This window comes from Maribacter sp. HS, assembly GCF_048059195.1.
In the GTDB taxonomy this organism is placed as follows: domain Bacteria; phylum Bacteroidota; class Bacteroidia; order Flavobacteriales; family Flavobacteriaceae; genus Maribacter; species Maribacter dokdonensis.
Genome location: NZ_JAYLVV010000002.1, coordinates 925,263 through 949,121, shown reverse-complemented (window position 1 = coordinate 949,121; position 23,859 = coordinate 925,263). Strand labels below are relative to the sequence as shown.

Here is a 23,859-nt window from a genome sequence, read left to right as displayed (position 1 = left end):
TTTATTTATAACAAGTTGTTATATTTGCACAACAACCAGTTATAAAAATGAAAACAATATCGTCAGTCGTTGAAGAGTACATCAAGAAAAAACCATTTTTGCAAAGTGCTCTTGCTCAGGGAATCATCAATCTTACATCGCTATCTAGAATAGTAAAACCAGAAATTGAGCATGAATTAGGTAAGGATATTCGTAATGGTGCAATTGTAATGGCACTAAAACGCTTGTCCGATGACCTAGAATTTAGAGCAACCCACAAAATTCTTAAAGTATTAAAGAATATTGGTGAGATTACCGTAAGGTCTTCTTTGACCGATTATACTTTTTTGGCATCGGACAAAATATTGGTGCACCAAGCTAAGCTTCTTGAAGAGATCAACGATAACCAAGATGTATTCTATACCTCTAGCCGTGGTGTTAACGAAATAAACATTGTTATTAGCAATGTGATGGACAAAACGGTTGAAAAGCTTTTTAAGGATGAAAAATGTACACAAAAAGCAGAGGAACTTTCTTCCATAACGGTAAAATTACCTGCTGAAAATGTTTCGGTACCCGGAATTTATTATTTTATTTTTCAGCGCTTGGCTTGGGAAGGCATTGTACTTTATGAAGTAATTTCTACAACCAATGAGTTCACTATTCTTGTTAATGACGAACAAGTAGATATGGCATTCAAAACTATTAAGGATTTAAAATCTCTTTAATTTTCTAGAAATTCAACCACCTCTTTATCAGATTCTGGTTTAGCTAAAAATCGTTTTTCGCTATCCAAGATAAAATAGGTTGGTGTACTTTGAATACCAAAGGTTTTGGCATAATCACTTTCCCATTTGCCTAAAGCAATGGCGTGGTTAAATGCAGGTAATGTGGCAGATACTTTTTTCCAATTTATGGCATCGTCCTCTAAACCAACGGCTATTACCTTTAAATCTTCATATTCTTTAAGTTCTTTATGAAGTGTAGGTAGTTCTTTTAGACAGTGAGAACATGTGCTGCTCCAAAAAATAAGTAAGTAGTTTTCTGCTGGGTCAATGGTTGAAAGTGATTTCTTCTTACCATTGATTTCCCAGGTTATGTTGGGGGATATTGCACCAATTCTTAATCGTGAAGCCATTTCTAGTTCATCTACAAGTTTTTGGTCATTGTTAGCTATTGCTGCTTTTTTTAAATAATTTTTAAAAATGTAATCTTGAACTTCTGCCATACCGTTGGCATCTGCAATATTCCATAATTGGTGAAATGATCTTACTTGAAAACCTGTAGATGTATTCGCAATCTTAGAAGCGGTAACATTTACATTTTTAATGACTTCTGTAATTAATTGTTCTTTGGTGGTAATATTCACCGGTAATGCTGAGAAAACGTAACTGGCAAATTTATCGGTCAAAAAATTAGAGCCCTGTAGTATAGGATCATTGATAGTTAAATGATTAAAATGATGATGTTTTTTATTTTTCAGGAAGGTTTCTAGATTCTCATATTCCGTGGGCAAATAACTACGGTTGGCCTTTATAAATTTATGAGCAATTGTATTGGCATGGTTCTCCTCGTATGTATCTTGTAGTGTTTGTAACTCTTTAAGAATGGCCATGTATTCTTTTTTTGAATCTTTGCCTAGTTCATAATATTCCAATAAACGGTCTTGTGCAGTTGTTATTTTTGAAAAATATTCATTGTACCATTTATTTTCTATTGAGTTGGTTATGGTCAGCCCATCTTGAAGGTCAAAATTGAATTTTACCTCTTCTTTTTTATCATAGATGATATCAATATAAAACTCATCTTGTGGTACTGCATAAACTAGTCTGTACATGCCTGCCTGTGCGGTCACGGGCATTTCTAAGGTAAATGCACCGTCTTTAACAGCGGTGTCTTTACTGTAGCGTTCACCATTGGGGGTGAGCTCATAGGCAATAAGCCATTTAAAATCTTTTGCCGGGGAAAAATTGCCGCTTATAGAACCTTGCGCTTGTATACTAATGGTAATAAAAAAGATGCAAAAACGTAAAAATACTCTCATGCTGAATTAAAAAACAATTATTATACCAATTACCTTGTTAGCACCTGTAAATAAAGATGTTGATTTAAAAGGTATTGTTTTGGTCATTGACGAAGTGAAGATTTTAATATTCACGGTATAAAAGTACTAATAGACCCGCAATTGAAAGCTTTAATTTTGAAAAGGTTATGATAATTCTTTTTCAATTTCCATGTGGCCAAGAGCCTCTGAAATTTTTAGTATTTCTTTTTCATGTACAAAGCCATCTGATAATGCAACTTCATCTAAGAGTTGGGCAAGAGCCTTTTTTTTGGGCAGGGACATTGCACTTAAAATCTTATAGGCTAAATCTTTATTTAAATTACGGGCTTGACCTATAAAGAAACTGTCAAAAGTAAAGCGATCCATTAGTTGGGTAAGAAATTGCATTTCTGCAGGAGCAACCTTGCTATCGGCTAAAATAACATAGTCAACCATTTTTACCACAGCTAGCTTTTCTTCCTTTGTATAATTCATCATACCATACCTTTAGTTATTCCGTTTCTTCGCCTAAGCCTATATTTATAAATGTTTCTATGATTAGATCCATTTCTTTTTTATGAATGGCACCGTCTGAGATAGCAACCTCATCTAAAATTTGGGCCAAAGCTTTCTTTTGGTCATGAGGCAAATTATAAAGGGTTATTAAGGCATTGTCATAGTCCAATTTCTTTGCACGTTCTAAAAATTTATTATCAAAACCGATAATGTCCTTTAGTTTGTTTAAGGTTTCTAATTCCGCGGGGTGAATTTTACCGTCTGCCTCTATAACCTCATAAATCATTTTTACAAAGGCCGCTTTTACAAAATCTTCAAACTCCATGTGCTTTTTTTTGGAGCTGAAAGATAAGAAAAACAAGAGGATATCTTATTGACTTTAACTACTAGTTATTCACTAATATTATGGAGGCTATATTAACTTAAAAGGGGTAAGGACCATATACTGCATCTCTAAATTGCTTATGTAACCCTATCTGGTCATAAGGAAAAAGTTGTACGAACAATACAGCCGTTAATTGATTTACGGGGTCTACCCAAAATAAGGTAGACGCTGCACCGTCCCAATAAAATTCGCCAACCACACCGTTATTTTCTTCTGGCGTTTTTGGTGGTGCCACCCTAACGGCAAAGTCAATGCCAAAACCAACCTGACCTTTGCTGGGCAACCAAGAACGTTTGGTAACACTATCAGGCAAGTGGTTGGTAGCCATAAGTTTTACCGTTTCTGGTTGTAATACCTGTACGCTATCTAAACTTCCTTGATGGACTAGCATTTGTGCAAAACGCATATAATCATCTAAGGTTGAGGTAAGTCCAGAGCCACCACGTGTAAGTGGCCAATGTGCCGTATAATTACTATAGGTTGTAGTATCTTTAACTAACTCACCTTCACCTTTTCTAATATATAATTTTGAGAATCTATCTCTATCTTTTTTAGGTACGAAATATCTGGTTTCATCCATTTTTAAAGGAGATAATACATGTTGTTGTACGTATTCACCGTAGGGGATTCCTGAAATTCTTTCTACCAATAAAGCTTGTACATCTACACTGGGACCATATTCCCATTGTGCACCTGGCTGAAACCATAAAGGTACTTTTGCCATTTTTTCCGCCATTTGAGTAAGTGTATTTTCTCTATTCATAGCATCTGCCTTGCGAAATAACTTGCTTAGACCAGGAATGTCGTCCCTGTTGGGAAAACCAGCGGTATGCCTGGTTAGATCTCTAATTGAAATTTCTCTCTTAAGTGGTTCGGTTTTCATTTTGCCATTTTCATCTACACCAGCATACACGGTCATATTTTCAAACTCGGGAATGTACTTTGATAAAGGGTCATCTAGTTTGAATTTTCCCTGCTCAAATAAAGTCATTAGAGCCGTACCCGTAATTGGCTTGGTCATGGAGTATATTTGAACTATAGTATTTCTTTGCATTGGTTTTTCTAATGCGATATCGGCATAACCAAAAGCATTATAATATACCTCTTCTCCATTTTCAAAAATGAGTGCAGAAGCACCGGCAATATTTCCAGATTGTACGAAAGCGTTGAGTACCGAGTCTATTCTTGCTTTTGCAGTAGTGGTAATTATTTTGTTATGGATTATAACTTTCTCAGGTGCTTTGCCCTTAGGTTCTTCTTTACAAGAGCAAACAATCAATAAGGCGAGAAGTGGGAGTAGAACTTTTTTCATGAACAGTACATTGGTGGTGAAACAGTTAAAGGTATAAAATTATACACTTGGCAATTAATTGTTTACGCAATAAGCTCATGAACTTTTTTCCATATTACCGTGTTGACCTGCATTCCTTCTTTAATGGATTTTGACCTTTGTTTTAAAGTTCTTTCCCCTGGGTAGTAGGTTCTGTCTCCCTTTGAGATTGGACTGCTGTCATGGGTAAAACCAATAATTTCGTTTAGTAGTTTTTCTTGAATTTCTGTATCCTTAAAGGTTGATGGGTCTATGCATAGAAATACTTGTGATAACGCGGTTTCATCTTTTTCTAAGCCTATTTTATACGTTGAGTTTCCTGCTGACAATAAAGTGGCTAACATATCTAAAATCATTGATAGTGCAGATCCTTTCCAATGGCCAACGGGTAATGCCTTACCAGAATCAATAATGGCTTTTGGGTCTTTACTTAAATTTCCGTCATTATCCCATCCACCGTCAAAGGGTAAATCTTGGTCGTTTAAAGCTAAACTTTGCATTTTCCCGAAAGAATATTGTGATAGTGCCATGTCTAAAACTACATGTCCATTTTTACGTGGAATACCAATGACTAATGGGTTATTGCCAATCCTATTTTCTTTTCCGCCCCAAGCTGGCATATTAGGTATCGTGTTTGTAAAAAGTATAGAGATGCATCCTTTTTCAGCTGCTTGCCAGGCATAAGTGCCACCGCGCATCCAATGATTGGTATTTCTAAGGGCAACTAAGCCCATGCCGTACGTTTTAGCCATATCAACAGCCCTGTTCGTACATTTTATGGCGTTGAGTACGCCAGATGCACGGTTGCCATCCCACCTTTCTATACTTCCCATAGCAGTAACTTTACTTGCTGTGGTGTCTATATTAATTAACCCCTTTTTTACGTAATCTATAAATACGGGTATTCTATTGATACCATGTGAATATATGCCATCAATTGTACTTTCGGTATGTATACGGGCCAATGTTTTTGCCTGTTCTTGTGGAAAATTGTATTTGGTGAACAAAGTCGCCAATACAGTTTGCATTTCTTGTGAAGAAACTATGGTGTGGTTCAAAACGGTTTATTTAAATTCTACCGTTAAGATACATAAGTTGCTACGGATAATAAATTAATATAGAGTCAACACAATTATTGTAACAGGATATGATTAAGCTTTTTTAGAAACGCCTATCTCTGAAAATACATGACGTATTACATCACTTTCCTTTTCATGCACATAGCCATCTGAAATAGCGACTTCTTCTAGGATTTCTGCTAGCTTACTTTTTTTATCTTCAGTCATTTCCTTTAGAATAAGTACACTTTGATCAATGTCTATGGTACGTGCCTGAATTAAGAAATTACTATCAAAGTCAATAATGGGCATTAATTTGCTAAGGGCATTAATTTCACCTTCATGTACTTTACCGTCTGCAATGATTACAGAGTCTATAAGATGGACGATCGCCAATTTTTCTGAGATGTCAAATTCCATTTTATACTGTTGTTTTTTCTTTACTTTCAAAGGGTCTTAATGCTAAATAAGCTCTGTCAATTGATCTTATACTATCAAAAACCAATAAAAGTCTTAGACCGTTACGGGTCTGTTTTTCTTTGATCTTGCATTGCTGAGCATGTGATTGTACATATTGTAATACTTTGGTAAATGTTGAAGTTTGATAAAAGGCCGATTGTTGGTCACTTATAAAATAACCGATCATTTTACCTTGTTTCATTACAATTTTCTCTAAACCAATGCTGTTAGCAATCCATTTTATACGTACTGAATTCAGTAAATCTTGAGCTTCATCGGGCAATTCGCCAAAACGGTCTACAAGCTGTGCTTCAAATTTTTGAAGGGCTTCCTCATCCTTTACTTGATTCAGTTCTGTATATAACGTTAGTCTTTCTGTTATATTATTGATGTAGTCATCCGGGAAGAGTAATTCAAAATCAGAATCTATCTGTGTTTCTTTTACAAATATCTTTTCTTGCTTGCCTTCAACTTCATCATAAAGGTCTTTAAATTCATTTTCTTTTAATTCCTCTATAGCTTCGGCAAGAATTTTTTGATAGGTTTCAAAACCAATTTCATTGATAAATCCGCTTTGCTCACCACCCAATAGGTCTCCCGCGCCTCTAATCTCCAAATCTTTCATGGCAATGTTAAAACCACTGCCCAGTTCTGTAAATTGTTCTAAAGCCTCAATTCGTTTGCGGGCATCGGTTGTCATTACTTCATACGGTGGTGTAATAAAATAGCAGAATGCCTTTTTATTACCACGACCAACTCTACCACGCATTTGGTGTAAATCACTTAAACCAAAGTTATTGGCGTTGTTAATGAAAATTGTATTGGCATTAGTCACATCTAAACCGCTTTCCACAATTGTTGTTGAAACCAGAACGTCAAATTCACTGTTCATAAAACCAAGCATTAACGCCTCTAGTTTTTTGCCGTCCATTTGACCGTGGCCAATACCTACTTTTGCATCGGGCACTAATCTCTGGATCATACCGGCCACTTCTTTTATGTTTTCAATACGGTTGTGAATAAAGAAGACTTGTCCACCTCTTTCAATCTCATAACTTACCGCATCCCTAATAGTTTCTTCGTTAAAACGGATTACCTGACTTTCAATGGGGTACCTATTTGGTGGCGCTGTGGTTATGGTAGATAAATCTCTGGCTGCCATCAAACTAAATTGAAGTGTTCTTGGTATTGGCGTAGCCGTCAACGTTAAAACATCTACATTTTCTTTAATTGATTTTAATTTGTCTTTTACGGCAACCCCAAATTTTTGTTCTTCATCTACAATTAAAAGTCCCAAATCTTTGAATTGGACATTTTTGTTGACCAGTTGATGCGTACCAATAATAATATCTACTTTGCCCTCACCTAAACGTTGAATGGTCTCTTTTTTCTCTTTTGCCGTTCTAAACCTATTTAAATAATCTACGGTTACCGGCATATCTTTTAAACGTTCGGAAAAAGTTCTATGATGTTGAAAAGCCAAAATAGTAGTGGGTACCAAAACAGCAACTTGCTTGCCATTATCCACTGCTTTGAACGCGGCCCTTATGGCTACTTCGGTTTTACCGAAACCTACATCGCCACATATTAAACGGTCCATAGGGCGTTCACTTTCCATATCGCGCTTTACGTCTTCGGTAGCTGAACTTTGATCGGGCGTGTCTTCGTAGATGAACGAAGCTTCTAGTTCATTCTGTAAATAACTGTCTGGATTATATTGAAACCCTTTTTCCAATCTTCTTTTTGCATAGACCTTAATAAGGTTGAAGGCAATTTTCTTGACCCTGGATTTTGTCTTATCCTTTATTTTTTTCCAAGCACCAGAACCAAGTTTGTAAATTTTTGGCGGAGCACCATCCTTACCGTTGAACTTGGATATTTTATGTAAAGAATGTATGCTCACATATAAAATATCTCGTTCGCCGTACATTAATTTAATGGCTTCTTGCTTTTTACCTTCAACATCTATTTTTTGTAATCCGCCGAATTTTCCAATTCCGTGGTCAATATGGGTTACATAGTCCCCAATTTCAAGCTTGTTCAGCTCTTTTAACGTTATGGCCTGTTTTTTGGCATAACCGTTTTTTAAGTGGAATTTATGGTAACGTTCAAATATTTGATGGTCAGTATAGCAAACCAGTTTTTGGTCGTCATCTATAAAGCCTTGAAAAAGGGGCGAAACAATGGTTTGGTAATGAACCTGTTGGTTTACTTCTTCAAAAATGTCATGAAAACGTTTTGCCTGCTGTTCACTGGCACAGAATATAAAATTGGTGTATTCTTTGTCTTTATAACCATTTAAGTTTTCGATTAATAAATCGAATTTTTTGTTGAAAGATGGTTGAGGTTTTGAGTGAAATTCAACAAGGTTGGGCGCATCTTTATGGGCATCTTGACTTAAAACCGTAAAACCGGAAAGTTGCTCCCTAAATTCATTGCCTCCCATAAAAAGTTCTTCGGGCTCGGCATGTTTTATATCTTTTGAGAGTTTTGTGAATGCTTCCTTTGCCTTGCCGAAGAAATCATCTAATCTGTCATATAATAAATCGGTGTTTTTAGCAAATACTAATGTTTTAGAGGCAACATAGGTTAAAAAGCTTTGGCGTTTTTCAACCAAAAACTTATCTGCCATATTTGGCACTATGGTAATTGATTTTATTTTCTCTTTTGAAAGCTGCGACTCAACATCGAAAGTACGTATGCTGTCTATTTCATCTCCAAAAAATTCAATTCTATAGGGTTCATCGTTAGAAAACGAATAGACATCAACAATACCGCCCCTAACTGAAAACTCACCAGGTTCTGTTATGAAATCTACGCGTTTAAACTTATACTCAAAAAGTATTTCATTTAAAAAGTCTAAAGAAAGCGTATCCCCTAACTTCATTTTTAGGGTATTCTTGTCCAATTCTTTTCTGGTGACCACTTTTTCGAACAGCGCATCTGGGTAGGTGACAATTACCGCAGGTTTTTTTCTGGAATTTATTCTGTTCAATACCTCTGCCCGTAAAAGCACATTGGCATTGTCTGTCTCTTCAATTTGGTAAGGTCTTCTATAACTGCCCGGGTAGAATAGCACATGGTCTTCACCAATTAACCGTTCTAGATCGTTAAGGTAATAGGCCGCCTCTTCCTTATCATTGAATATCGCCAAAAACGGTCGGTCTTCAGATTCGAAAATACTAGAAAGTACAAAGGATAACGATGACCCTACAAGACCTTTAAGTTGAATATTTTTTGTTCCTGATTGTTCAGATTCGGCAATAGCGTTTTGCAGTTTCCCTATTTGGGGAGACTGGGCATACCGTTGTTGGATAGAAGAATGACTCAACAGTTTAAATTTTTGCAAATATACGTATACCTAATTAATGGATACCACTCATTATTATCACATATGGGCTACACATTACCCTTAAAAAGTTGGAAATTGTGGTGTAGCTAATAAAGTAAGGTTTATGGAAGAAAATGCATTTGATGTTTTTGTAATAGGAAGTGGTATCGCCGGGCAAACCGTGGCAAAATCATGCGTTGAAGCTGGTTTGAGAGTTGCAATAGCCGATAACCGCGAATTTGGAGGTACTTGTGCAAACAGAGGTTGTGATCCCAAAAAAATATTATTGGGGGCAATGGAGGCTTATGAACTTAGTGAAAATTTGAAGGGGAAAGGCGTTGCCAAAACACCTAAAATTAACTGGGGCAAGTTGCAAAAGTATAAACGTAATTTCACCGTTAACGTGCCTGTTGCCACAGAGCGGGTTTTAAAAGAGAAAGGTATTCACCTTTTTCACCAATCTCCAAAGTTTATTGATGAGCGAACGTTACTGGTGGAGGGTAAAAAAATAAGTGCCCAAAAAATTGTGATTGCTACAGGGCAAGTACCTAGAAAAATAGAAATTAAGGGCTCAAAACATTTTAAGAATAGTGATGATTTTCTGAACCTTAAAAAATTGCCAGAGCATATTGTTTTTGTCGGTGGTGGTTACATTGGGATGGAGTTTGCCCATATGGCCGCACGCGCAGGAGCAAAGGTCACTGTTGTAGATACGGGTAAACGACCATTACATGCATTTGATCCGGACATGGTTAAAGCACTGAAAAAGTATTCTGAATCTTTAGGTATTACTTTCATTTTTGAGGCGAAACCAACTTCACTTAAAAAGAAACGAAAGAAACATTTTTTAAGCTATGAGGTCAAAGGTGGTATAAAAACTATTGAAGCCCATATGGTTTTTAATACTGCAGGTCGTGTACCGGCATTGGCTGAGCTAGATTTGGATAATGGTAATGTTGATTTTACAGATAGCGGAGTAGTTACCAACGACTTTTTGCAAAGTAAGAGCAATGTCAATGTTTATGCCTGCGGAGATGTATCTGACAAAAATTTGCCTTTGACCCCTCTTTCTGGAAGACAAGGTTATGTAGTTGCAGAGAATATTATCAACGGAAATAAAAAAGAATTGGAAGTGCCTGTAGTACCTTCTGTTGTTTTTACCTTACCAAATTTGGCTACCGTAGGTTATTCTGAAGAAGAAGCCCGTGCTAGATATAAAAATATCATTGTTAATTATGAGGTGTCTACAGATTGGTTCAATGCCAAGCGTATAAATGCACCGTTGTATGCCTACAAGGTAATTTTAAACGAAAGAACAAGAGAAATTGTTGGGGCTCACTTAATTGGTCCTAATGCTGGTGAGACCATAAACATTTTTACCATGGCTATAAATAATAAAATGACAGATAGGGATATTAAGTCGACTATTTTTACGTATCCTTCGTGGGTAAATGATATTAAGAGTATGGTTTAATTCTTATCTCTCAATCTTTCTTTCAGTTTTTTAAATGGGTTGGTCTCATGATTTTTCATGGCATGGATCGTAGTTGCAACAAAAAGTATAATAACTCCCGTAATAGCTGCATAGGCAATGTACATATTAAACCCGTTGTGTCTTATAAAAATGGCAAATAATGCCCAAATGCCTACCAGGGCAAATTCTCGCATATTTCTTTTCCAAATCATAAATAGATTAATGATCGTAGCCGCTACAATCATATTGATTGTCCAGGCTTGTTCAGAAAGTATGCCCCCGTTCCAATCTAGTTTACTTAAATATGCCGCAATGTTGGCTATTGTGGCTACAGAAATCCATCCACTATAAAAACATATAGGCCACCAAACAAAAGCTATTGTGGAAATCGGGGCGTCCCAACGTTCCATATTTGTATTAAGAATTATTTTTATCAGTGACAGTAATATCCCGAGCATGATAATTACTGAAAATCCTGTGTAATTGTACATGAAGGCAAACACCCAACAACAGTTCAATATATTGGCTAAAAAGAACCAGTACCCAGTCTGTTCTATAAAATTGCTTTTCTGGTTACTGAAGAAGGCTCTCTTTACCTGAAAAATACCATAGCCCAATAAGCCTAGAAATATAATGCCCCATATGGCAAAAGCATATCCGGCAGGGGTAAATAAGTTGTCATAACGCCTACTCATTTCACCTATAGTGGTGTCGTTAAGTGAATAGGCTTGTGAAATATAATTCACGGCAATTACCAAAACGACAGATACCAAATTAAGTATGGATAACTTTTTTTTCATCCCTATAAAATTATGGTAGATATTTTATAAAGGTATGCCCTTTAGCATATTAAATGGACTATTTTCGTTTAAACCGCCTTTTTTTCACTTCTTTTATAGGTACGGGTAATACGGCATCACCCAAAAGGGCATAGACTTCACAGCCCTCACAAGGTTCTAGGGTATAGGTGCCCGTAAATTCTCCAAAAGCAGGTACGATCATTTGGTGTTCCGTTTTGTAGAAGCAAGGTAAACGTACCGATTGCCTACCTAATCCACTTAATTTAATGGCAGGATGAATATGCCCTGAAAAATTGAAGAAACCATCGCGCTCTTCTGGATGATGTGTAAGTAGAAAAGAATCAAGTGTTAATTCCGGAATTACCTTAATATTTAGCGCTTCATATTTCAGCGGAGAAATGATATCGTGATTGCCACTTACCAATATAATTTCTTGAGATGTAGTTTGCACCCATTGCTCAAAAAGTGACCATTCTATATTTAAGGCAGAATGAAACAAATCGCCCAAAAAAAGGATGGATTTTGGTTTAAAATGTTCAACAACCGCTGTTAACGCATCAAAATTTTGCTGTACGGCTTGTTGTGGTACCGCAGCGCCATATTTTCTAAAATGGGAAACCTTGCCCAAATGCACATCACTAATTAAAAGTATGGAATGCTTTTCCCAAAATAATGCGCCAGAAAAATGCATTTCAAAAATTTGATCATGTAGGGTAATAGAATGGGTCATTACTGCAAAATTACCTATTTCTTCATCAATAAGGCTGCCATTTTCTTAATACGGTCTGCTAGCTTTTCGCTAGACAATTTTTCCCTGCTCATACGATCGGTAATCAGCGGGAAAGAAAACGGGGTAGGTTTTGCGCACTCTTTCCAAACAATTTCTTGCGTGGCAATGCGCTCTAACGATAATCGTAATCTCCCTTCTTCCAACTGGTGTTCAAAGGTTTCCGTAAAGGCTTGTTGGAAGAGTAAATTTTCTGGTTCGTAGTCCCTAAATACATCGAACAATAGTTGAGAACTGCTTTGCAAGTGCTTCATTTTAATACCTTTTTTTGGGTATCCGGTAAAGACCATACCACTTATAATGGCAACATCCCTAAATCTTCGGCGAGCCATTTCTGTGGCATTCAGACTTTTTTGCAAATCATCCAGCATAAAATCTGTAGTGAACAGGTCGTTGTCCAGCACCTGTTGTACGTCTATGGGTTGGTCAGAAAGAAGTTCAAAACCATAATCATTAAATGCCAAAGAGAATGTAATAGGGGATAGTAAACTAATACGATACCCCAGTAAACTGCCCATGGCTTCATGAACAAATCTACCCTCAAAAGGGTAGAACAGGTGGTGATATCCATCTCTGGTCTTAAAGGTTTCAATTAAAAATTCTGATGGTTTGGGTACAATGCTGTCTCGTCTTTGTCTTTCAAAAAGTGGTGCCAAAGCCCTTATTTCCTCAGATTGATTTTTTATTGGTTCACCTGAACTGTATAATTCATTTCGCAATAACTCTGACATTTGTGCGGAAAGGGTGAGTCGGCTCCCCATCCAACTAGAAATTTTGTTGGTTTTCTTATTGCTATTGCGCACCTGCACCGTCATTTCTTTTATTCGGATGAATTCTAGATTTCTGCCGGCAAATGTAAACACGTCGCCTTTGTTGAGTTTAGAAACAAAAAACTCTTCTATAGACCCTATATATCCTCCTTTCTGATATTTAACCGATAAGTTTACATCGCCAACAATAGTGCCTATTTGAAAACGATGCCGCATGGCAACACCACGGTTATTGACCTTAAATTTCCCGTCCTCCTCAATTTCTACTTTTTTGTATTCATCATAGCTTTGTAGGCTTTGACTGCCCATCACCAAAAAATTCAATAACCATTGCCACTGGTCTTCGGTCATCGTTTGGTAGCAAAAAGTTTGTTTCACCTCTTCAAAAATTTCTTTAGGGTAGAATCCGTCAGATATGGCCAAAGTGGTCAAGTATTGCAAAAGCACATCATAGCTGTTAAGGTAAGGTATACGGTCTTCTACTGTATTCAGCTTTACTGCTTTTTGCAAAGCCGATGCTTCAATAAGTTCAATGGCGTGGGTGGGTAAAAAATAAATGACACTTTCTTTACCGGGACTATGACCACTGCGACCGGCACGTTGTAAAAAACGGGCAACACCTTTGGGTCCTCCAATCTGTACTACCGTTTCTACAGGGGCAAAATCTACTCCAAGATCCAAACTTGAGGTGCAAACCACTGCTTTCAACTGTTCATTGCGAATTGCATTTTCTACCCAAACGCGAGTTTCCTTATTAATGCTGCCATGGTGCATTGCCATTTCTCCGGCATATTCTGGGTGCTTTTCCAAGATTTTTTGAAACCAAATTTCACATTGGCTACGGGTATTGGTGAAGAGTAAAGTGGTTTTGCTACTATTGATGATGGGAACAACATCTTCCAAAAGGTGTAAACCTAAATGACCACGCCATGGAAAGGTTTCCATTTTTTTGGGAATAATACTTTTAACCGTAATCTTTTTATTGAGTTTGGCTTTTATGAGTACCGAGTTTTCAATTGTTTTAGAATCAATGCCCAACAAAACATCTCGTGCCTGTTCTAGATTACCAATAGTTGCAGAGATGCCCCAAATTCTTAATTGCGAGGATATATTTTTTAAACGTGATAAGGCAAGTTCCATTTGTACGCCACGCTTGGTGCCCAATATTTCATGCCATTCATCTACTACAATTGCCGAGCAGTCTTTAAAAATTTTATCATAACCTTTTGTAGCAAGCAGTAACTGAAGACTTTCTGGAGTGGTGATCAGCAGATCGGGCATTTGCTTTTTTTGCTGCGCCCGCTCTTTGGTGGTAGTATCTCCAGAGCGAATACCCACGGTCATCTGTGTGCCCAGGTCTTGCGTAATGCGTTCTGCCGATTGCTTAATTTCTTGCGATAATGCACGTAATGGCGTTATCCAAATAGCTTTTAGCCCTTTTTTATGTTTGGTCTTGTAATCTGGATTGTTCTTTATGTAATTTAAAACAATAGGAAACCATAAAGCATAGGTTTTACCACTACCGGTTGGAGCATTTAATAGTCCGTCTTTACTCTGTAGAAAAGCTTTCCAAGTATCTTTTTGAAACTTAAAGGGTTTCCAGTTTTGTTCCTGAAACCAGTTTTCGGCTATATCGTAGAGTTCTTGTTTTTTTACCATTGCGAGTAAAGCGAAGCAATCTGTTTAATTTATTCTTGAATTTTATTTTTTGTTCCGAAACTTAAAATTATCATCTAACCAATTAATGGAAATATCACCCCATTCAGGATTCATTGAGTTTATTAACTCTCCTTTTAATATCATCTGTAGCTTCAACATAAAGAACTGTTTTATTTTTATTGGTTGTTATATAGACATATCCTTTCATTTTATTTAAGCTTGTGAAATCAACAGATGTAAATTAATTATTCGTTTTTTATTTAACAGATTCCTTCGCTTCGCTCGGAATTAATCCCTTTAATTCATCCAAGGTATTTGCTTCATGGATGTTCTTATCTTTTCTCCAGCGTAACATTCTAGGAAAACGGGTAGCAACACCACTTTTATGTCGTTTGGATAATGCTATACCCTCAAAGGCGATTTCAAATACGTGATGCGGAGTAACACTACGAACGGGTCCAAATCTTTCTAAGGTATTTTTCTTTATCCAAGCATCTAGTTTTCTAAATTCCGCATCGGTTAATCCGGAATATGCTTTTGCAAAGGTTACCAGTTCTTTTTCTCCTACTTCATTATCCTTCCAAAGGGCAAAAGTATAATCTGTAAAAAGATTACTTCGCCTACCATGACCACGCATGGCATAGGTAAGAACCGCATCTATGGTCAGTGGGTCAACTTTCCATTTCCACCAATCGCCTTTCTTACGACCTACTAAATAGGGCGAATCTTTTCTTTTTAGCATTAGTCCTTCGCTGTGCATTTCGCGAGAGCGGTCTCTTTCTTCAGCCATTTCTTCCCATGAATTAAAATACATGGTTTTAGAGAGGTGAAGGGGAACATCACTTCGGCTACGCTCAGTGACCTCGCTTCGGCTACGCTCAGTGACCTCGCTTCGGCTACGCTCAGTGACCCCACTTTGGTTTTGCTCAGTGACATTTTTAAATAGATGCTCTAAAATTTCTCTACGTTCAATAAAAGGTAATTTGCGAATATCTTCTCCTGCCCATTCAAGAATATCATATGCTTTTAAGATTACCGGAACTTTTTTTAAAAGTGCGGCGGTTACGTTTTTTCTACCAATGCGGGTTTGTAAATCGTTAAAGGTGCCGATACCACCTTTTGGAAAAGGGAGAATTTCACCATCTATAACCGTACCGTTAGGAATAACGCCTATGAATTTTTCAAATTCGGGATACTTATCCGTTACCAATTCTTCGCCACGGCTCCAAACAAATAATTCATTGTTTCTTAAGATCACTTGAGAACGAATTCCATCCCATTTATGTTCTGCAGACCATTCTTGTATATCGCCTAAGTCTGATACTTCACCTTCAATGGCATAAGCCAAATAAAAAGGATAAGGTTTTGAAAGGTAATCGCTCTCATTTTCCTCTAAAACCAATTGTTGAAAAGTGATTTTATTCGGGTCCCAGTTGCCCATTAATTTATAGGCTAGAATATCTTCATCAATTTGGGTGGCTTTTGCCAAGGCACGTGTCATTAGTTTTTGACTTACCCCAATTCTGAATCCGCCAGTAATCAGTTTTGTGAACACAAACCGTTCGTAATAGTTTAAAACACTCCAATTTTCGTAGAGATATGCTCTTTTTTCTTCGTCTGTCTTCTTTTTAAGGGCAATCATTTCTTGAAGAAAATCGGTTAAACTTTTGTCCGACGATTGGTCGGCTGCCGGAATGACCAATGCTATGGTTTCTGCAAGATCACCAACAATATGATAGCTTTCTTCAAATAACCACAGTGGAATGTTTGCCAATTCTGAAGCCCAAGTTCTTAATAGCGTTGTATTTACCGGTCTTGGTGGTCTACGATGCGATAAAATTGCTATGGTCCAAACCTTATCGGCATCATCGGCTTTAAGAAAATAGTCGGTCAATGCCTGTACCTTAATCGTAGTTTTGTTGGTGCTATCCAAGGTTTTTATAAGCTGTGCAAAATTTCTCATACAGATGCGGTAGATTTTGAAGCTAACGGAGCTTCTGTTTCTTCTTCGCTATATTGCGTAGCTTCCGTACGGGCATCATAACCTTGTTCCCGTAAATATTTCGAGAATATATCGGTATAACCATGTGTACATATAATTTTTTCGGCGCCTGTAGCTTCAATACTTTCTAAAAGACCGGACCAATCGCAATGATCGCTTAAAACAAAACCTTTGTCAATAGCCCTTCTTCGTCTTGCTCCCCTAAAGGTCATCCATCCGCTTGCGGAAGCAGTAACATAGGGTACCATTTTTCTGATCCAAGTACTACCATGTGCACTTGGTGGTGCCAATACTATATTGCCCAATAGCTGCTCTTTTTTGGTGTCTCTGGTAATTAAAGTGGTTTTAGGAAAATCTACCATCGGTCTAAGTACCTGGGTCATATTTTCAATGGCGCCATGGGTGTATATTTCTCCAATGTCGGTATCTAGGTATTTTAATAATCGTTGTGCTTTGCCTAGACTATATCCAAAAAGTATGGATGTTTTACCTTCAGCTCTATTTTCTGCCCACCAATTATTGATGTTTTCTAGAATTTCTTCTTGGGGTGTCCATTTAAATGCAGGTAGTCCAAAGGTACATTCTGTGATAAAGGTGTTACATTTTATAGGTTCATACGGTGTGGAGATGCCGTCATTTTCAGTTTTATAATCTCCTGTAAAAACCCATACTTCATCTTTATGTTCTACCCTAATTTGTGACGAGCCAATAATATGCCCGGCTGGGTGAAGACTAAACTTTACATTGTTGACCGTGAAGATTTCTCCCCATTCTTTTCCGGTAACATTTATTTCACCTAAACGATGTTGAATTATTGGTACGTTGCGGTGGTGCGTTATATATTTCTTATGACCATATCTACTATGGTCTGCATGCCCATGAGAGATTATGGCGTGGCCTACCGGTTTCCACGGATCTATGTATACATTGGCTTTTTCGCAATAAATACCATTGTTGGTAAATTGTAGTAAGGGAGTTTTCATAGCTTTGTCAAGTTACAAATTTTGTATTTTAACAAAGTTGATGTCAAAGTAAACTATGACCTCTAAAAAAATTATATTTGCTCAATAATTAAAAAATAAGATATGTCTTTTGCAGATTTATATACTAGCGGTGAGCACAGAAGAAATTTGGCCCACTTTGCAGCTTTGGCAACTTTAGCGTCAGTAGACGGTGAAATTAGTACAGAGGAAAGAAAAATGCTAGATCGTTTTGCTACGAAACTAGATATCACCAAATCTGAGTATGAGGAGGTTTTTAAGAAAGAAAATAAATATCCAATAGATTCAACGCCAGATTCCGAAAAAAGATTGGAGCGTTTATATGACCTATTTAGAATTGTTTATTCTGATCATGAAATTGATGACGAAGAAAGAATTTTAATTAAAAAGTATGCTATTGGTCTTGGTTTTACCGGTGATAAAGCAGATAAGGTTATTGAGCGTTCAGTAGCTATTTTTGGAGGAAAATTCGATTTTGAAGATTACTTGTATTTATTAAAGAAATAATTTTTAGCCTTGAAGAAAGGGTAAAGAAAAAGGGAGCTTTTAGCTCCCTTTTTTATTAATGATATTTATCTAAAAATTCTTGAAGTTTTATGACCATGTTCTTACTTCCGCAGAAGAAAGGAACCCTTTGGTGCAGTTCTGTTGGTTGTATGTCCATAATTCGATTTTTGCCGCCAATTGCAAGTCCGTTCGCTTGTTCGGCTAAAAATGCCATAGGATTACATTCATACAATAACCTTAATTTACCGCTTTCTGTAACACTACTTTTAGGGTACATGTAAATGCCACCTTTGATCATGTTTCTATGAAAATCTGAAACCAAGGATCCAATATATCTTGAGGTATAGGGTCTATCCTCCTCTTCCATTTGGCAGTACTTGATATAATCTTTTACGCCTTGGTGAAAATGCACATAATTACCTTCGTTTACGGAGTAAATTCTACCATCTTCAGGGAATTGCATATTTGGGTGCGATAGGTAAAAAGTACCCAATGCAGGGTTTAGGGTAAAACCGTTTACACCATCACCTGTGGTATATACCAACATAGTAGAGGTGCCGTAAACTACGTAACCGGCGGCAACTTGTTTGTGACCAGGCTGTAAAAAATCTTCCATAGTAACAGGTGTTCCAATAGGGGTAACCCGTCTGTAAATAGAAAAAATGGTACCCACAGAAACATTTACATCGATGTTAGACGAGCCGTCTAAAGGGTCGATCAGTACTACATATTTGTTCTGGTGGTTATCATCGTTACTGTTGATGCTGATAAAACTATCTTCCTCTTCCGAGGCGATACCACATACAATTTCCCGGTTTTTTAATGTTTGAATAAATTTATCGTTCGCGAAAAGATCTAGTTTTTGTTGGTCTTCACCTTGAATGTTGGTTTCGCCTACGCCACCTAGAATATCAATTAGTCCTGCTTTGCTTACCTCATGGTTTACAACTTTGGCCGCTAATCTAATGGCATTAATAAGTTTTGATAATTCGCCCGAAGAGTACTGAAATGAATCTTGATTTTCAATAATAAACTCCCCTAGGGTCTGATTTCTTTTTGGAGACATTCTTTAGTTTATGGTTATATACAAATATCGTGTATTTTGTTAAACGTTTCATTTTCATTTTAATTACATTTTTTAAATTTATAACTTTGTGTTTTATTTGTAACAATTATGGAGTATACAATTAGAGTTGCCCAAGCAGGGGACATGGAACAAGTGCATCAATTAATTCAAGAATTGGCCACTTTTGAGAAGGAAGAACACGCCGTTGAGGTTAGTGTACAAGATTTAAAGGAAGATGGTTTTGGTAAACAGAAATTGTTTCACTGTTTTGTTGCAGAAAAGAATCAAAAAATTGTAGGTATGGCATTGGTATACCCAAGATATTCTACGTGGAAAGGACCGGTTATTCATTTAGAAGACCTGATCGTCACCAAAGAAATGCGCGGTACAGGATTGGGTACGGCGCTTTTAGATGAAGTGGTGAAGTATGGTGATGAATTAGGGGTAAGAAGAATTTGCTGGGAAGTACTGGATTGGAACGAACCTGCCATAGGTTTTTATGAAAGTAAAGGAGCCAATGTAATGAGAGATTGGGATGTAGTTCAATTAGATCAAAAAGGTATTAAAGCATATTTAAATGCCATTGCATAAGAATTAAGGAAAAAGAAAATAAATAGATTAGATATAGATTGAATATGAGGGTTTTTAAATTTGGAGGAGCATCTGTAAAAGATGCAAATGCGGTTAAAAATGTAGTTAAGGTTCTAAGGGAAGTAGGGTATGATAATACGTTACTGGTAGTTTCGGCAATGGGGAAAACCACCAATGCCATGGAAGATATAATTAATGCCTATTTTAATGATAAACAAGAAATACCAGCTAAGGTTTCTGAGTTGGTCGATTATCATCATGCTATAGTGTCAGAATTATTTCCAAATGCTTCACATACCATTTATAAAGAAATAAAAGTATTGATCGATGAAATAAACGGCTTTTTGGTTTGGAACAAATCTCCTAATTATAATTTTGTTTATGATCAAATTGTAGGTTACGGTGAGCTGTTATCTACAACAATAATTAGTGCGTATTTAAAAGAAATTGGCATTGCAAACCAATGGTTAGATGTAAGAAACTATATTAAGACTGACAGTAGTTATAGAGATACCACTGTAGATTGGGAACGTACGCAAAAGAACGTTACCAATATTGATAAAAAGGTTCTTAACATAACCCAAGGATTTTTAGGCAGTGATGACAATAACTTTACAACAACCTTGGGACGTGAAGGTTCTGATTATACGGCAGCTATTTTGGCCTATTGCCTAAATGCGGATTCCGTAACCATTTGGAAAGATGTTCCAGGCGTTTTAAATGCGGATCCTAGATATTTTGAAGAAACACAATTACTTAACAATATCTCGTATAGAGAGGCTATTGAACTTGCTTTTTATGGGGCATCCGTTATTCACCCTAAAACATTGCAGCCTCTACAGCGCAAGGAAATTCCTTTGCACGTAAAATCTTTTGTCAACCCAAAGGATAAAGGTACTACGGTAGGTAAGGGTGTTGGTATAGAACCAAAAGTACCTTGCTTTATAGTGAAGAAGAATCAGGTACTAATGAAATTATCCTCATTGGATTTTTCATTTATCGTAGAAGACAGTATTAGTGAGCTTTTTAAATTATTCCATCAGCATAAAATTAAGGTAGATTTAATTCAGAATTCCGCTATTAGCTTTTCTGTTTGTATCGACAATAAATTTGGAGGATTGGCTGCGTTATTACAACAGTTAAAAAGTAAGTTTAAAGTGGTACACCACGAGAATGTTTCTTTATATACCATAAGGCATTTTGACAATAAGGCTTTAGAGACCTTGCAAAACGGACATGAGTTGTTATTGGAGCAGCGCGGTACGGAAACCGTTCAATTGGTAGTGAAGTAATACAGTCACTATTTCACTAATTTATTATTGGTAGCTACTTTGGCTATTTGCCTATATTTACATTTTAAAATGAGGATGAATATATGGGTTTAGTCACCGCAAAAGAAATAGCCAAAGCCATTAACCTCTCCAAATATGGGGTATTGGGAACCTTTGTTGGTTGGGTGTTAATGAAGGTTACACGTATATCGGCTATCAATAGATTTTATGATTCTATTGCCCATTTAGAGGGGGAAAGTTACGCCAATGCCATTTTAGAGCATTTTGATATTGACTATGAAATTCCTGAGGAAGATTTCAAACGTCTGCCTAAAGAAGGACCATACGTTACTATCAGTAATCATCCTTTGGGGGCAATAGACGGTATTCTGTTATTCAAGCTAATGTTGCGTCAACGCCCCGATTATAAAATAATGGCGAATTTTCTTTTAGAGAGAATGGTGCCCTTAAAACCTTATATATTACCGGTAAATCCTTTTAATGACCATAAAGATGCTAGAAGCAATTTAGCCGGATTCAAGAAAACCTTAGAACATTTAAAGAATGGTCATGTACTGGGTGTATTTCCTGCGGGCGAAGTATCTACGTATAGAGACGGTAAGCTAATTGTTGATAAGCCTTGGGAAGAAGCGGTCATTAAACTGATCAGAAAGGCAAATGTACCCGTAGTACCCATATATTTTCATGCTAAAAACAGCTCTTTGTTCTATAGAATCTCTAAGTTGGGCGATTCTTTAAGAACTGCCATGATACCTTCACAGGTTTTTTCTCAAAGCAATAGACCGATCAAAGTTAGAATTGGTCAACCTATTTCACTTACCACCCAGCAAGAACAGCAAAGTATAGAAGAGTATACTGATCTTCTGCGCCGTAAAACATACATGCTCTCTAACGCCTATGAGAAAGAGCGTTTAATTGATCAAATACCTACTTCACTTAAACTGCCAAAGCAACCAAAGAAAATTGCGGATGCGGTTCGTAAAGAGGTTATGGAGGGTGAAATTGAGAAGCTAAGGGAGAAGGATTGTAGGCTACTGCAGAGTAAGAACTATGAGGTTTTTTTAGCCAAAGAAAAGGATATGCCGTTTATCTTAAAAGAAATTGGTAGACAGCGAGAGGTAACGTTTAGGGCTATTGGAGAAGGTACCAATAAGGCAATAGATCTTGATGATTTTGATACCTATTATCACCACCTTTTTCTTTGGGACGATGATGCTAAATGTATTGTTGGAGCTTATAGAATGGGTATGGGGTCAGAGATATTTCCTGCTCATGGTATAGATGGGTTTTACGTACAAGATTTATTTAGGGTAGAGCCAGAACTTTATGATATGATGAAGCATTCCATAGAAATGGGCCGTGCGTATATCACTAAGGAATACCAGCAAAAACCAATGCCTTTATTTTTGTTATGGAAAGGTATTGTGCATACTACTTTGCGTTTTCCAGAGCATAAGTATTTAATAGGAGGGGTAAGTATAAGTAACCAGTTCTCTAATTTTTCTAAGTCTTTGATGATCGAGTTCATGAAGTCCAATTACTGGGATCCCTATGTGGCACAATACATTAGACCTAAAAAGGAGTTTAAGGTGAAACTAAAGGATGCCGATAAAGAATTTGTTTTTGATGAAACCCAGGCCGACTTAAATAAGTTTGATCGCTTGATTGATGAAGTAGAACCTGGTAATTTACGCTTACCGGTTTTAATTAAAAAATACATTAAGCAAAATGCAAAAGTGGTGGCTTTTAATGTTGATCCACTTTTTAATAATTCTGTAGACGGATTAATGTATATTAAAATAGCAGATCTGCCGGAAAGCACGGTTAAACCTGTTATGGAAGAATTTCAAGCTGAATTGGAGCGACGATTACTTGAAGGTCAAAATACTGATAACGAAGTATAATTTAATCTATACCAACAATTTTGCTACGCCTTTCAAAAAGCACGTTATCTACCCATTTGCCATGTAATTTTCCTATACGCTCGCGTTTACCTATCATTCTAAAACCTGTTGCTTCATGAACTTTTATGCTTCCATAATTTGTAGGGAATACGCCAGATTGTAATGTCCAGATGCCTTCTTTTTCACTTGCGATTATGACGTGTTCCAGTAACAATTTTCCAAGACCTTTACCTCTATTGTTACCAGCAATGTAAACGCTAATTTCTGCTACACCACCATAGACACATCTATTGGAAACGGGAGAGAGGGCAACCCAACCTAATATTTCACCATTGCTTTCAGCAACAAAGCGACAGTTTTTCATGTGGGCGGCGTCCCATGCTTCATAGGTTGGTGCACATGTTTCAAAAGTGGCAATGCCGGTTGAAATACCTTCTACATATATTTCTGATACAGCATTCCAATCAGTAGCCAACATTGCTCTTATGGTTATATTATTCATACTTTATTAGCTTTAATGGAATTCAATGATTTTAAGATTCATTAGCAGCAATTACTTTTAGTAGTATTAAAAAATGAATTCAACAAGTCTTGTATTGCTGTCCATTTTTGGAGATTTATACAGTAACAAACTTTTTTGCCTTCAATTTCACCTCTAATTATATCAATACTCTTCAATTCTTTTAGATGCTGCGATATTGTTGGTTGTGCCAAACCTATTTCATCAACAATATCATTGCAAATACAAGCATCTTGCCGACTTATGTATTGTAGTATGGCAATGCGAGCGGGATTAGAAAGTACTTTAAAAATAATAGCTAGGTCATTTTGCTCTGCATTGAATATTTGTGTTTTCGTTAATCCCATAAGATATTTGTATATAGCAATATTACGATATTAATAA

The 23,859-nt window shown here is 36.8% G+C and carries 22 protein-coding genes; 6 read left to right on the top strand and 16 right to left on the bottom strand.

Going from position 1 to position 23,859, the window contains the following annotated elements; all coding sequences use genetic code 11:
- The first annotated feature begins 47 nt into the window (after positions 1–47).
- Positions 48–707, top strand: a complete 660-nt coding sequence (locus VBZ51_RS04155) for a hypothetical protein (RefSeq protein WP_058104143.1) — start codon at positions 48–50, stop codon at positions 705–707.
- On the opposite strand, the gene VBZ51_RS04150 is transcribed toward VBZ51_RS04155, so the two are convergent.
- The 7 genes from VBZ51_RS04150 to mfd all read right to left on the bottom strand — a co-directional run bounded on the left by VBZ51_RS04150 (position 704) and on the right by mfd (position 9,102).
- Positions 704–2,023: a TlpA family protein disulfide reductase gene (locus VBZ51_RS04150; protein ID WP_416576147.1), complete on the bottom strand. Its 1,320-nt coding sequence runs from the start codon at positions 2,021–2,023 to the stop codon at positions 704–706. The two genes, VBZ51_RS04155 and VBZ51_RS04150, sit on opposite strands and share 4 nt — an antisense overlap.
- Before the next feature lie 165 nt (positions 2,024–2,188).
- Positions 2,189–2,521 carry a TerB family tellurite resistance protein gene (locus VBZ51_RS04145; protein WP_157490860.1) on the bottom strand — a complete coding sequence of 111 codons (333 nt, stop codon included), beginning with the start codon at positions 2,519–2,521 and terminating at the stop codon, positions 2,189–2,191.
- A 13-nt stretch (positions 2,522–2,534) separates the two neighbouring features.
- Entirely contained in the window at positions 2,535–2,864 is a 330-nt protein-coding gene (locus VBZ51_RS04140) for a hypothetical protein (protein WP_058104140.1), read from the bottom strand.
- A gap of 97 nt (positions 2,865–2,961) precedes the next feature.
- Positions 2,962–4,236 carry a serine hydrolase domain-containing protein gene (locus VBZ51_RS04135; RefSeq protein WP_416576146.1) on the bottom strand — a complete coding sequence of 425 codons (1,275 nt, stop codon included), beginning with the start codon at positions 4,234–4,236 and terminating at the stop codon, positions 2,962–2,964.
- 62 nt (positions 4,237–4,298) lie between these two features.
- On the bottom strand, positions 4,299–5,312 hold the full coding sequence (yiaK, locus tag VBZ51_RS04130; RefSeq protein ID WP_416576145.1) for a 3-dehydro-L-gulonate 2-dehydrogenase: 1,014 nt from the start codon (positions 5,310–5,312) through the stop codon (positions 4,299–4,301).
- 93 nt (positions 5,313–5,405) lie between these two features.
- Positions 5,406–5,732 carry a TerB family tellurite resistance protein gene (locus VBZ51_RS04125; RefSeq protein WP_071341087.1) on the bottom strand — a complete coding sequence of 109 codons (327 nt, stop codon included), beginning with the start codon at positions 5,730–5,732 and terminating at the stop codon, positions 5,406–5,408.
- 1 nt (position 5,733) lies between these two features.
- The gene (mfd, locus tag VBZ51_RS04120; RefSeq protein ID WP_058104136.1) at positions 5,734–9,102 is read right to left on the bottom strand and encodes a transcription-repair coupling factor; all 3,369 of its coding nucleotides are present in this window, start codon (positions 9,100–9,102) and stop codon (positions 5,734–5,736) included.
- 124 nt (positions 9,103–9,226) lie between these two features.
- On the opposite strand from mfd, the gene VBZ51_RS04115 reads away from it, so the two are divergent.
- Positions 9,227–10,576, top strand: a complete 1,350-nt coding sequence (locus tag VBZ51_RS04115; RefSeq protein WP_416576144.1) for a dihydrolipoyl dehydrogenase family protein — start codon at positions 9,227–9,229, stop codon at positions 10,574–10,576.
- On the opposite strand, the gene VBZ51_RS04110 is transcribed toward VBZ51_RS04115, so the two are convergent.
- From VBZ51_RS04110 to VBZ51_RS04085, 6 genes are all read right to left on the bottom strand, one after another.
- Positions 10,573–11,376: a tryptophan-rich sensory protein gene (locus VBZ51_RS04110; protein ID WP_416576143.1), complete on the bottom strand. Its 804-nt coding sequence runs from the start codon at positions 11,374–11,376 to the stop codon at positions 10,573–10,575. The genes VBZ51_RS04115 and VBZ51_RS04110 overlap by 4 nt on opposite strands.
- Positions 11,377–11,434: 58 nt before the next feature.
- Positions 11,435–12,106, bottom strand: coding sequence for a ligase-associated DNA damage response endonuclease PdeM (pdeM, locus tag VBZ51_RS04105; protein WP_286813203.1), 672 nt, complete (start codon positions 12,104–12,106; stop codon positions 11,435–11,437).
- A 14-nt stretch (positions 12,107–12,120) separates the two neighbouring features.
- Positions 12,121–14,592, bottom strand: coding sequence for a ligase-associated DNA damage response DEXH box helicase (locus tag VBZ51_RS04100; protein WP_416576142.1), 2,472 nt, complete (start codon positions 14,590–14,592; stop codon positions 12,121–12,123).
- Between the two features lie 103 nt (positions 14,593–14,695).
- Positions 14,696–14,800 carry a GIY-YIG nuclease family protein gene (locus VBZ51_RS04095; protein WP_416576141.1) on the bottom strand — a complete coding sequence of 35 codons (105 nt, stop codon included), beginning with the start codon at positions 14,798–14,800 and terminating at the stop codon, positions 14,696–14,698.
- A 48-nt stretch (positions 14,801–14,848) separates the two neighbouring features.
- Complete coding sequence (locus VBZ51_RS04090) at positions 14,849–16,555, bottom strand: ATP-dependent DNA ligase (protein ID WP_416576140.1); 1,707 nt, start codon at positions 16,553–16,555, stop codon at positions 14,849–14,851.
- Entirely contained in the window at positions 16,552–17,577 is a 1,026-nt protein-coding gene (locus VBZ51_RS04085) for a ligase-associated DNA damage response exonuclease (protein ID WP_416576139.1), read from the bottom strand. Before VBZ51_RS04085 ends, VBZ51_RS04090 begins: the two co-directional genes overlap by 4 nt.
- A 102-nt stretch (positions 17,578–17,679) precedes the next feature.
- Here VBZ51_RS04085 and VBZ51_RS04080 point away from each other — a divergent pair, with 102 nt between their 5' ends.
- Positions 17,680–18,102, top strand: coding sequence for a TerB family tellurite resistance protein (locus VBZ51_RS04080; RefSeq protein ID WP_340158433.1), 423 nt, complete (start codon positions 17,680–17,682; stop codon positions 18,100–18,102).
- Positions 18,103–18,157: 55 nt separating this feature from the next.
- On the opposite strand, the gene fbp is transcribed toward VBZ51_RS04080, so the two are convergent.
- On the bottom strand, positions 18,158–19,168 hold the full coding sequence (gene fbp, locus VBZ51_RS04075) for a class 1 fructose-bisphosphatase (protein WP_074671483.1): 1,011 nt from the start codon (positions 19,166–19,168) through the stop codon (positions 18,158–18,160).
- 108 nt (positions 19,169–19,276) lie between these two features.
- Here fbp and VBZ51_RS04070 point away from each other — a divergent pair, with 108 nt between their 5' ends.
- The 3 genes from VBZ51_RS04070 to VBZ51_RS04060 all read left to right on the top strand — a co-directional run bounded on the left by VBZ51_RS04070 (position 19,277) and on the right by VBZ51_RS04060 (position 22,955).
- Positions 19,277–19,759, top strand: a complete 483-nt coding sequence (locus VBZ51_RS04070; protein WP_215998527.1) for a GNAT family N-acetyltransferase — start codon at positions 19,277–19,279, stop codon at positions 19,757–19,759.
- Between the two features lie 44 nt (positions 19,760–19,803).
- Positions 19,804–21,051, top strand: coding sequence for an aspartate kinase (locus tag VBZ51_RS04065; protein WP_058104126.1), 1,248 nt, complete (start codon positions 19,804–19,806; stop codon positions 21,049–21,051).
- Positions 21,052–21,134: 83 nt separating this feature from the next.
- On the top strand, positions 21,135–22,955 hold the full coding sequence (locus VBZ51_RS04060) for a lysophospholipid acyltransferase family protein (protein ID WP_321826356.1): 1,821 nt from the start codon (positions 21,135–21,137) through the stop codon (positions 22,953–22,955).
- Position 22,956: 1 nt separating this feature from the next.
- Here the strand turns inward: VBZ51_RS04060 and VBZ51_RS04055 are convergent, their stop codons facing one another.
- Together VBZ51_RS04055 and VBZ51_RS04050 are read right to left on the bottom strand one after the other, a co-directional pair.
- Positions 22,957–23,457, bottom strand: coding sequence for a GNAT family N-acetyltransferase (locus VBZ51_RS04055; protein ID WP_416576138.1), 501 nt, complete (start codon positions 23,455–23,457; stop codon positions 22,957–22,959).
- A 41-nt stretch (positions 23,458–23,498) separates the two neighbouring features.
- The gene (locus VBZ51_RS04050; protein WP_416576137.1) at positions 23,499–23,822 is read right to left on the bottom strand and encodes an ArsR/SmtB family transcription factor; all 324 of its coding nucleotides are present in this window, start codon (positions 23,820–23,822) and stop codon (positions 23,499–23,501) included.
- Between the last annotated feature and the right edge of the window lie 37 nt (positions 23,823–23,859).